Genomic DNA, 11768 nt, shown 5'->3' on the forward strand with positions numbered 1-11768 from the left:
GAGGAAACAAGACATGACAACAAAACGTAAGCCTTATGTTCGTGGTATGCAGCCAAACTGGTGGACGAAACTCGGTTTCTATCGTTTCTACATCACCCGTGAAGGAACTTGTCTACCACAACTTTGGTTCAGTCTGGTTGTACTGTTCGGTGTATTTGCACTGAAAAATGGACCAGAAAGTTGGGCGGGATTCGTTGGATTCCTAAGTAACCCAATAGTGATGCTGATTAATATTGTGACCCTTATCGCAACGGTATTCCATACGGCCACTTGGTTTAAGCTTGCACCGAAAGCCGTTAATATCGTCGTTAAAGATGAAAAATTACCACAAGAGCCTATCGTTCGTGGTTTATGGGGTCTAACCATCGTCGTGACTGTCGTTATTCTGGCAGTGGCGCTAATTGTTTAACCCAGGAGGAAATAATGAATCAGAATCAACTTCCTAAGCGCTCTGATGAACCTATTTTCTGGGGATTATTTGGTGCAGGTGGTATGTGGAGTGCGATTGTCTCTCCAGCAATTATTATCCTGCTCGGTATTCTAATCCCGATGGGTATTGCGCCAGAAGCATTTACTTACGATCGTATCATGGCATTTAGCCAAGGTTTTATTGGTCGTATTTTCTTACTGCTAATGATTATTCTGCCTGTTTGGTGTGCATTACACCGCATTCACCATACGTTGCACGATTTTAAAGTGCATGTACCTGCTAGTAATTGGGTATTTTATGGTGCTGCAGCAATTATTAGTGTTATCGCAATTATTGGTGTTTTTACACTATAATCGCTTGATAAATAAAATTAAAGCCACTCATTGAGTGGCTTTTTTTATCGCTAAACTGCGTGAATATAAAAATTAGCTCGCCAATTTCAAACCAATAATACCGAAAACAATCATCGCTAAACTCAATAAACGATAAATATTGGCGGATTCACCAAAAACGATAATACCAAAGATAGCCGTACCAACGGCACCAATACCGGTCCAAATGGCGTAAGCCGTACCCGCAGGTAAGCCTTTCATCGCATACGATAACATCCCCATACTCACGATCATCGCACTGATCGTAATAATACTTGGTGTTAAACGGGTAAAACCATGAGTGTATTTAAGACCAACCGCCCACACAATTTCTAATAGGCCAGCGACAAAGAGAATTATCCAAGACATAAACTACCCCTATTGATAATTGGGGTCGTCCCCTGAATATACAGATTAAAAAGCTGGGTCGTCCCAGCCTTTGAAAAGTGAAAATAGAGTATAAGAAAAAGTCAGCAACCATGCAAATAGTATTAAATTTGCTCAAGCACGTTTAGCTGTACTTTCCTCACCATAGAGAAAAGCACTCACATCGTCTTCGACTTCCCCCATCGCCATCAATGCGTTAAGGGTTTCTTGTGCTTCTTGTTCGTTAACGATACTCATGGCAAAACCCACATGCACTAATACCCACTTGCCAATCATCGTATCAGGCTCGCCTTCACAAACTAATGCGATATTCACTTCACGCTTAACACCACAAACATCGACCAATGCATTTTCAGTGATGGTTTTTCCCACTTCAACAACTTGACCTGGAATACCAAGGCACATAACAACCCCTATTCGATCTCTATTTGTTTTATGCGCATTGCATCGTCATTCTCAACCCGCAAATTTTGACTACCACAAACAGGACAACCTGCATTAAAAGTCGAAACAGTCACCACTTGATGGCAATCCCAACACCATGCTTTAGCTGGGATAACCTCAATATGTAGCTGGCAACCTTGTGCGATAGTATCTCGACAAACAATATCAAAGCAAAACTCAAGTGCAGAGACTTCAACACAAGATAGTGCGCTGATCTCCATCCAAACGCTTTTTACTTTTTGCGCATTATTTAATTTAGCTTGTGAGTCAATTATCTCAAATGCGCTCTGGCAAAGCGTGATTTCATGCATGTCTATACCTTACTTGAAGCAGGATAAATAATAGCAACTATAGTATCAGGACATAGTTGCTTTATTCTTGATCTTAGAACAATAAATCAGCGCCTGTTTCAAAAGCCGCTTTACGACGACGCTCTTTAACCATATCTTCAAGTGCATCTCTATCAATACAGACTAATGCCTGCGTTGGGCAGACCTCAACACAAGCAGGACCTTCAGCACGGTGATGACATAAATCACATTTATTGGCTTCAGCTTTAAATGCTTCAATCGTATTGAGAGCGGTTAATTTACGCATAACCGGACGAGAAACCACTTCCATAGTGCCATAAGGACAAGCCAAGACACAGGTTTTACAACCAATGCATTTATCCTGATCGACATAGTAATAATCTTTATTATGAATAATGGCACCATTAGGACAGACATTGGCACAAGGAGCATCTTCACATTGATGGCAGACAACTGCGGTACTAATTGAAAAGCCTTTCACCACATGAATGCGTGGTTGGAAATTTTGCTCACTAATTTGGTCGATTGCTAAATTATCTTGGGAAGCTTGCTGATGTGAAACAACACATGCTACTTCACAGGTATGGCAACCAATACACTTTTTAGGGTCTGCAATGATGAAACGGTTCATCATATTCTCCTGCTGTTTGTTATATATAGCCGTTATATTGGCGATAAACGCAATTAATTATCTAATTTAGAATAACAATTAGGTATCTATATATTAGATATAGCATGGTTCATGCCAATCTATTTTTAAATTAACTAATCCTTATTTTTCAATTAAATAATTTGCAAATAAAAATGATTATTAATTAGGAAAATTATATTTCGTCAATTTATTCGACATTTTTGACGATCTAATCAATCGATATATAAATAAATATATATCGATTTGTTAAATTTATATTTTTTACTTTCCCGTTAAATAAGAAAATAGCGGTTTGGATCAAAAATGACTCAGTCATTGATATAAATTTATAATAAAGCGATTACAATATAGTTAATTTTTTAGGGCAATCGGTGGTGTCATGAAATTAAGCAGTAACAATGCTGAAACTATGGAGAGCCTTCGCAGTGAGCGGAATCAATATCGTATACTTGTCGATATTACAAATTCTGTATTAGCGCATCTAGACATGGATGGCCTCATTTCTGAAGTATCTAAAGAAATACATCGTTTTTTCGGACTTAATCATATTAGTCTGATGTTATGTCGTACTTCATCACAAAATAGTCATGAAGGTATTCTTTATTCTAGTCGTTATCAGACAGGAAAATCTGTCATTCGTCAACAACGTAAGTTCAGTAGCGCCAATAACAAAGCCGAAGAAATTATTCATCAAAACAAACCCGTTTTAATCGATATCAATAAAGAAGATCAAGACGATGTTTTGATTAAACGTCTCGTAAAACAAAATATGCAGACGGCTTTGTTATTGCCACTGGCTTTTAACCGTAAACCGCTAGGTTTATTAATCCTAGCGCATGAAATAAGTAGTGTTTTTACTGAAGAAACTTGTCAATTATTGCAACAAATTGCCGCGCGAATCGGGATTGCAATTGAAAATGCCGCCGCTTATGAAGAGATAACTCACCTTAAAGATAGCCTTAAGAACGAAAATATTTGGCTTAATGAACAAATAAATAGAAATGGTAGTTTTAGCGAGATTATTTATCAAAGCGATGCCATGCATAATGTACTAGAACAAATTGAGTTAGTCGCTCAAAGTGACAGTACTGTACTTATCTTAGGCGAAACAGGTACTGGTAAAGAGTTAATTGCACGAGCGATCCATCGTTTAAGTCACCGTAAAAATAAGACGATGATAAAAATGAATTGTGCAGCAGTACCTTCCGGTCTGTTAGAAAGTGATCTTTTTGGACATGATAAAGGCGCTTTTACGGGTGCAACACATGCCCATGTGGGTCGATTTGAAATGGCAGATAAAAGTACGCTTTTTCTCGATGAAATTGGCGATATGCCCATTGAATTACAGCCAAAACTATTACGGGTTCTCCAAGAGCGCGAAATTGAAAGATTAGGTGGTAATAAAGTTATTCCTGTGGATGTACGCTTAATTGCAGCGACCAATAAAGATTTATGTGAACTGACGGATGAAGGGGAATTTCGAGAAGATCTCTATTATCGTCTGAATGTTTTTCCTATTATTATCCCGCCATTACGGGAGCGACCTGAAGATATCCCCTTATTGGCAAAATATTTTACGCAAAAAATTGCCCGCCGCATGGATAGAAAAATAGACTGTATTCCAACACATGCTTTGGAGCAATTAACCCATTATCCTTGGCCGGGAAATGTACGAGAGCTTGAAAATATTATTGAGCGCGCGGTTATTTTAACTCGAGGCTCTACGCTAAATTTGCAACTAAAAGAGTTAAATATCAATAAACCATCTCGTTTAAAACAAGTGCTTTCGCAACCATCAGCCATAGAAAAAAAGATGCAAACTAGCGCACCTGAAAGTGATGATGAAGAGCGTGAGCGGATAATACAAGCCCTTAGAGAAACTAACGGTGTAGTGGCTGGTGCCAGAGGTGCGGCATTAAAATTAGGATTAAAAAGAACCACCTTATTATCACGTATGCAACGCTTAGGTATTTCCATTCCTGAAATTCTTTAGTTTTACGACCACTACAGCCGATATTGTAAAACGAGTGTAATTAATTTGTTACACTCGTTTTTTTCTGTCCATTGGCAACTTTTTTATCCCTATCTATAATTTTAGTGGTTATATTTTTTTAATTATTATCACTAGTTAATTAACGCTAACTTATTATAAGAATATAAATAATCCATGGAGCATATTACCTATGAATGACCTGCTTACGAATAAAATTAATAAAATAAAAGAAGAATATAAAAATAATAAATATGTTTTTATTCCACAAAAAATAGTTATTGATTTAATAAAACAATTAGGTGCAACAGAGAAAGATATAGATACACTCATAGAATATGGTGATTATCTCGCGCAAGATCCTACATTGTCGTTTCGTCACTCTCGCACCGGACGCTACCTTTTCGATAATGAGGCTAAAACCATTTCACGACTAGAGTATCAACCTTTTGTCCTCACTGAAGAAGATGGCTTTATTCGTGAAGATAGCGGTGCACAAAGACACTTTCGAGCAATTGACGATCGCTGGCAAAGCAATACCGCTTACCAAGCATTATTGAAATTAAAAATGCTCCTGATTGAAGGAAATCGATTTACACCACGCCGCTTAACCGATCAACAATCCCCTAAATCAATTTCAACGGTATTTCATTTAAGACTCATTGCTGAACCTAATTCGTTAAGTGAGCTTTCTATTGAAGGGGTGCATAAAGATGGTGTTGATCACACAATGATTGTCATGATGAATAAAAATAATGTAAAAAATAATTCCGGCGCATTACGTGTTCATTCTCCTCAAGAAGCAATAGGTACACCTTGGCAAGATATTAATCCTAATAATGTTCTCTATGAGCATAATAATGCCCAATATCTGGATATATTGTTAATTGCGGATAATGAGTTAAATCATAGTGGTACACCTATTTTTACGCATGACAATCACCACTCTGCTTATCAGGATTTTATTGTGTTATTATCCCGTTATCCAACCGTAAACACTCATCCATCACATCAGTTTGATTCAACCCAATTACATCCCGATTTACCACTAACGTTACATTTAAATAAGCAAGTAGCCTAAGCATAAAGCGATAAAAAAACCGAGCTTACTGATATCTAGATCAGTTATGCTCGGTTTTCGGACAGAAAATAAATATTAATCAGCAAAGTTAGCCTTCAGCGGCTTCTCTTAAACGACGTTTAATATTGTTATATTCTGTTTTTACATAGTGCTCAGCTTGAGCTTGATCTTTAATTGACTCAACACAAACCGCACAATATTTATACTCAGGTGTTTTGGTTATTGGACTTAAGTTTTCTGCAACTAGTTCGTTACAAGCCCCAATCCACCATTGGTAAGTCATATATACCGCACCTTTATTTGGTCTATCACTGACCGCAGCACGAGTAATAACCTTACCTTGTCGAGAGCGTATCCAAACCAACTCTTGATCTTTAATTCCTAACTGTTTGGCATCTTCAGTGTTTAATTGAACATAACCGGGTTCATCAGCCAATGCAGCTAATGCTTTACAGTTACCCGTCATTGAACGACAAGAGTAATGTCCAACTTCACGAACCGTTGCCAATACCATTGGGAACTCATCAGAGAGTTGATCAATAGGTGGCGCCCACTCACAAGTATAGAATTGACCTTTACCATTAGGGGTATCGAACTTACCGCCTTCATAAAGATATTGTGTACCAGGGCTATCTTCTGTTGGGCAAGGCCATTGAATATACGCCAAATCAGCCATTTTTTCGTAAGTTGCACCATAATAAATCGGACATAACTCACGCAACTCATCCCAAATTTCTTTGGTGTTGTTGTAATGCATTGGATAACCCATTGCTGTTGCCATTAAGCTGATTATTTGCCAGTCTGTTTTAACATCACCAACAGGCTCTACCGCTTTATAGAAACGCTGGAATCCACGGTCTGCTGATGTGTACACCCCTTCATGTTCACCCCATGATGTGGCAGGGAAAACAACATCAGCAATCGATGCTGTTTTGGTCATAAAGATATCTTGTACTATCAGTAAATCGAGTTTTTCAAAGGTTCTACGAATAGTGGCTAAATCTGGCTCAGTTTGTAGTGGATCTTCCCCCATCACATAGTGTGCTTTAATTAAACCATGGTCGATATTATGAGGGACTTCACTAAGCGCATAGCCTACTTCTTCAGGCATCGATTCAATGCCCCAAGCTTTGGCAAATTTTTCACGCGCTTTCGCATCAGTAACATACTGATAGCCCGGTAGCGTATTAGGTAGTGCTCCCATATCGCAAGCACCCTGTACGTTATTTTGACCACGAACAGGACCAACCCCAACATATTTCTTACCAAGATTACCGGTTAATAATGCTAAGCTAGTGAGTGAACGAACGGTTTCAACCCCTTGATAGAACTGTGTTACACCCATTCCCCACAAGATTGTCGCCGTTTCCGCTTTGGCATACATACGCGCTGCTTCACGGATAATTTGTGCACTTAACCCCGTTGTTTTTTCTACCGACTCAGGGGTGTAACTTGCGACTAATTGGCAATACTCATCAAATTGCTCGGTATGATTTTCAATAAAGGATTTATCGTATAATTTTTCCTCTATGATCACATTGGCAATAGCATTTAGCAGTGCAATATTAGAACCATTTTTCAATGCTAAGTGTAAATCAGCCAAGCGAGCTGTTTCGATATAGCGTGGATCACATACAATAATTTTGGCACCCTTTTCTTTCGCCTTCACAATACGGCGAGCGACAATAGGATGCGAGTCTGCGGCATTATAACCGAAGACAAATAGACATTTGGTATCCTCAATCTCAACGATTGAGTTGCTCATAGCACCATTACCGACCGAACGCTGCAGACCTGCAACCGAAGGGCCGTGTCAGACACGAGCACAGCAGTCTATATTATTATTTCCGATAACCGCACGAGCAAATTTCTGCATAACGAAGTTAGCTTCATTACCAGGTCCTCGTGATGAACCGGTTGTCATAATAGCTTTAGCGCCATATTTCTCTTTGATAGCAAGTAGTTTGCTACTCGCAAACTCAATAGCTTCATCCCAAGAAACCGCTTCTAATTTTCCACCTCTTTCACGGCGGATCATAGGTGTTTTAAGGCGTGGAGTCAGTATCTTAGTATCATGGATAAAATCCCATCCATAATACCCTTTCAGACACAGCTCACCTTGGTTTGTTAAACCATTGGCTCCTTCAGCGCCAATGATTTTACCGTTTTCCACCTTCAGGTAGATTTTGCATCCTGAGGCGCAATACGGACAGACCGTGATGACTTTTTTCATCAACATTGCTCCTGTGTTCATCAACTTTCAGGTTAATACCCGATTCTCTCCTTTATCTATGCAGAGACTGTGCCAAATAAGCCATTATTTTAAATATTTTATAATTAGATGAAAAACAAAGAAAAATAACAGACAGTTATCAGTAATAAGATGAGTAAGAGACAAAAAGGAAACAATTATCGACACTAATGACGATTTTTCTGTCGACGATGAGCAAGCAGTAATAGCAAAGATTAATCGGTCTAATTAACACGATTTTCTCTATGTATTCCCCTCATCAATAAAATTATTATTTTTCAATAAATACAATTAGTTATTTTTATTTAACAACTAAACACATCATTATTTGATGACAATATGATAATTTAACTTGCTATATTCTTATTTAGGTAAATTTTTAAGAATTAATATTTTGAATAACAATTTATTCGCAAGAAAAAAGGTGAAAAACAATAAAAAAAAAGCCCATAATACTGAACCTGAAAACAACAATGCGGTCTTAAAGACCTCTACACCCCAAAAATTTGATAATAGCTCAACATGCAAAAATTAAAGTTTTTACGATTTTCAAAAGAAAAAGTTTCTCTTTTTTTAGCTGTCTATATTGGTTTATTTCTTAATCTTTCCGTTTACATTGGCCGTTATGGCACACAGAATTCTCACAACTCCCTCATTGAAAGTTTATATATACTGGGTGAAGTTGCAGTAAACATTGCCTTTACTTTCTTCTTATTACGACTTATTTCTTTTTGTGGCACACTATTTTTTAAAATAGTCGCTTCTTTTATTCTGCTCATTAGTGTTTGTGCTAGTTACTATATCTCTTTCTTTGATGTAGTTATTGGCTATGGCATTATTATTTCTACGCTCACCACAGATATCGATTTATCAAAAGAGCTGATTAGCCCTAATGTGATTATTTGGATTATTGGGTTATCTATTTTACCCCTAGCGCTAACTTGGTTATGTAAGAAACCAGAAAAAAATATAACTAAGCAGCAAAAGAAAAAAATCTGGATCAAAAATACGGTCAAAATGCTCGTAATTGCTCTTGCGGTATTTGCCTATCTAAAAACCTTAGATTCGAAACAAAAAGCCTATGAAATCAAGAATAACTTAGATTTACCAAGCTACAGTGGTGGTTTAAGTTACGCCTATTTACCGACCAACTGGATTATTCCTTTATTTCAATATGCGATAACACAGTACGACGATCACTTTAATAGCCAGAATATCTTTGATCCCGCGGATAACTTTACCTATATACCGTCAAAAGCCAATGAAGATGTCTATGTGGTCTTTATTATTGGCGAGACAGCAAGGTGGGATCATATGGGGCTATTCGGTTATGAAAGACAAACCAATCCCCTATTAAGCCAAGAAAAAAATCTGATTGCTCTGAAAGGTATCTCTTGCGATACAGCAACAAAACTTTCGCTAAAATGTATGTTTGTGCGTGAAAATGGTACAGAAAATAACGATCAGCGAACGTTAAAAGAGAACAATATTTTCTCAGTATTACATCAGCTAGGAATGACATCAGAACTCTTTTCAATGCAAAGTGAGCTTTGGTTTTACAATAAGCTTGATTTAGATAACTATGCCATGAAAGAGATGATGACCGCCAAAAATAGTAATTTTGGCAAAGAATTAGATGATACTTTGCTTATTAACGAAGTCGCAGATTCCGTTGCTCACTATTCTAAAGGTAACCACTTAGTGATTTTACACACTAAAGGTTCACACTTTATGTACTCGCAACGTTACCCAAACGCATTTAAAAAATACCAACCTGAATGCTTAAACGTTGACGATGAGTGCACCAAAGAGCAGCTAGTCAATGCTTATGATAACTCTATTCTTTATACTGATTACTTTATTGATGGTGTACTTAATACCTTGCGTGATAAAAAAGCCATTGTGTTTTATACCTCAGATCACGGCGAGTCAATTTCAGAAAAAGGTGGCTTACACGGAACACCAAAAGAAATTGCACCACCAGAACAATTTAAAGTGCCTTTCTTAGTGTGGATGTCAGATAGCTATTTAGCTGAGCCTGAAAATAAACAGTTATTTGATAATCTCAAACGAAATCAAGATAATAACCGGACTTTCTATCATCATAATATTTTTGACTCGATATTAGGCTGTCTAGGTTACTCATCACCCGATGGGGGGATTAATAATCAAAATAATCTCTGTTTTGGTGACATAGCTAGCGAAGCACAGTAACTCGTGTCTAATCAATAAAAACCCCATGCTTAAGATTAAGCATGGGGTTTTTACTCGCTGAGATTAAAATAATGGCTTATTTAAAGTCAGCATCTGTATACAAGTGCGTTGCTTGAATTTCTTTGACGTTTCTTGCACCACCTAACATCATATTAATTCTTAACTCTTTATTTAATTGCTGGATAACTGAATTAACACCTTCAGCACCGCCTAAATTTAATCCATAAAGAATTGGACGCCCCACAGCAACAACATCTGCACCACTCGCTAACGCTTTAAAGACATGTGAGCCACGACGAACACCACTATCGAAAACGATAGGAACACGTTTGTTCACGACTTTAGCAATAGCTGGCAATACATCAATGGTTGCTGGTGCACTATCTAACTGACGACCACCATGATTAGACACCCAAATCGCATCAGCACCCGCTTTAATTGCAGTATCGGCATCTTCAGGTGATTCAATACCTTTCACAATGACTGGTAAACCTGACATCTTTTTCACATATTGAATATCAGCAGGAGTAAATGCTTGTTTAGCTTGAGCATAGATTTCACTAATACCTGAACCTTTACCTGTTTTTGATTTATCATCACTGATTTTGGCGAATGCTTCCAAATTGGCAAAACCTAACGGAAATTGAAAGTTGTTTTTGACATCGTCTTCACGATAACCACCAACAGAGGAGTCGATAGTCATAATAATGCCTTTCGCGCCATACTGTTTTGCTTGCGATAAAATATACTGATTAAACGCGTCGTTTTTACTCATATATAGCTGAAAAAAGAACGGATAACCCGGTTGTGCTTGCGCAACTTCTTTAATAGTTTTATTACCATAAGTACTTAATGAGAAAATAGAACCCGCTTTCGCCATACCTTTTGCTGTGGCAACTTCGCCTTGTTGATGAGCAAGCCCTTGTGCTGCCATCGGTGCCTGAATAATAGGCGTATCTAATTTAATACCTAAAAATTCTGTTTTTAGATTAATATCTGAAAACTCAATACCTTGTAATGAACGGGGCATAATATATTTTTTATCAAATGCTCGAGTATTTGCTCTTAAATTATTTTCATCCTCAGCCCCGCCACGAATATAACCGAAAGCACCTTTATCCATATTTGCTTCTACCTGTGCTTCCATGGCTTTTAAATTAACTATTTTGATTGGACCTTCTGCGGTACTTGCTTTATATTCAGCTGCTTGTACAACTCCCACACTTAATGCCATAGCAATTGCGGTCGTTTTTAACAATGTATGTTTCATTATCTCCCCCTATGTAGGAATTAATGGATTATATTTATAGTTTAAGAAAAAACACTCAGATTATAAGAATAAATATAAACTCTATTTTTATAGAAACTTAAAATAATCGTTCTGATTTTTTAATATATAATAATTAAATAAATCAAATGTAACTTAATAAAAATTAGGTCATTAAGGAAAATATATATAATTATTTAAATATAATGATATTTAAATAACATAATGACGTTTTAAAAAATAATCTTGATGTCGTTAAAAGCGAGTATAAGCTGACTATGGAAATAATGTATCTAAAGATTATTGCTTTAAGCATTCAAAAAATTTGTTTAAGTTAAAAAAAACCCCCGCGGGCGGGGGTGAGATAAGC

At 37.2% G+C, this 11768-nt stretch carries 11 protein-coding genes; 5 read left to right on the forward strand and 6 right to left on the reverse strand.

What is annotated here, in order from left to right; translation table 11 throughout:
- Positions 1-13: 13 nt before the first annotated feature.
- Positions 14-409, forward strand: a complete 396-nt coding sequence (gene frdC / locus AACV00_RS04295; RefSeq protein WP_004245411.1) for a fumarate reductase subunit FrdC — start codon at positions 14-16, stop codon at positions 407-409.
- 14 nt (positions 410-423) lie between these two features.
- Positions 424-783 carry a fumarate reductase subunit FrdD gene (gene frdD, locus AACV00_RS04300; RefSeq protein WP_004245412.1) on the forward strand — a complete coding sequence of 120 codons (360 nt, stop codon included), beginning with the start codon at positions 424-426 and terminating at the stop codon, positions 781-783.
- Positions 784-855: 72 nt separating this feature from the next.
- Here the strand turns inward: frdD and sugE are convergent, their stop codons facing one another.
- From sugE to hydN, 4 genes are all read right to left on the reverse strand, one after another.
- Entirely contained in the window at positions 856-1170 is a 315-nt protein-coding gene (sugE, locus tag AACV00_RS04305; RefSeq protein ID WP_004245413.1) for a quaternary ammonium compound efflux SMR transporter SugE, read from the reverse strand.
- A gap of 132 nt (positions 1171-1302) precedes the next feature.
- Complete coding sequence (gene hybG, locus AACV00_RS04310) at positions 1303-1593, reverse strand: hydrogenase maturation factor HybG (protein ID WP_004245414.1); 291 nt, start codon at positions 1591-1593, stop codon at positions 1303-1305.
- Between the two features lie 8 nt (positions 1594-1601).
- Positions 1602-1943, reverse strand: coding sequence for a hydrogenase maturation nickel metallochaperone HypA (gene hypA, locus AACV00_RS04315; protein WP_161679862.1), 342 nt, complete (start codon positions 1941-1943; stop codon positions 1602-1604).
- A 73-nt stretch (positions 1944-2016) separates the two neighbouring features.
- Entirely contained in the window at positions 2017-2574 is a 558-nt protein-coding gene (gene hydN / locus AACV00_RS04320; protein WP_004248867.1) for an electron transport protein HydN, read from the reverse strand.
- A 400-nt stretch (positions 2575-2974) separates the two neighbouring features.
- Here hydN and AACV00_RS04325 point away from each other — a divergent pair, with 400 nt between their 5' ends.
- A complete protein-coding gene (locus tag AACV00_RS04325) occupies positions 2975-4588 on the forward strand; it encodes a sigma 54-interacting transcriptional regulator (RefSeq protein ID WP_004245418.1) in 1614 nt (537 codons plus the stop codon).
- A 190-nt stretch (positions 4589-4778) separates the two neighbouring features.
- Positions 4779-5666: a 2OG-Fe dioxygenase family protein gene (locus AACV00_RS04330; RefSeq protein ID WP_020945118.1), complete on the forward strand. Its 888-nt coding sequence runs from the start codon at positions 4779-4781 to the stop codon at positions 5664-5666.
- A gap of 88 nt (positions 5667-5754) precedes the next feature.
- Here the strand turns inward: AACV00_RS04330 and fdhF are convergent, their stop codons facing one another.
- Entirely contained in the window at positions 5755-7899 is a 2145-nt protein-coding gene (gene fdhF, locus AACV00_RS04335; RefSeq protein ID WP_080544259.1) for a formate dehydrogenase subunit alpha, read from the reverse strand.
- Positions 7900-8439: 540 nt separating this feature from the next.
- Here fdhF and eptB point away from each other — a divergent pair.
- On the forward strand, positions 8440-10131 hold the full coding sequence (gene eptB, locus AACV00_RS04340; RefSeq protein ID WP_046335124.1) for a kdo(2)-lipid A phosphoethanolamine 7''-transferase: 1692 nt from the start codon (positions 8440-8442) through the stop codon (positions 10129-10131).
- 76 nt (positions 10132-10207) lie between these two features.
- On the opposite strand, the gene AACV00_RS04345 is transcribed toward eptB, so the two are convergent.
- Positions 10208-11401 (reverse strand): lactate oxidase, encoded by a 1194-nt coding sequence (locus tag AACV00_RS04345; RefSeq protein WP_020945115.1) that lies wholly within the window; start codon positions 11399-11401, stop codon positions 10208-10210.
- Positions 11402-11768: the final 367 nt, after the last annotated feature.

Source organism: Proteus sp. G3927 (assembly GCF_963894685.1).
Taxonomy (GTDB): Bacteria; Pseudomonadota; Gammaproteobacteria; order Enterobacterales; family Enterobacteriaceae; genus Proteus; species Proteus mirabilis.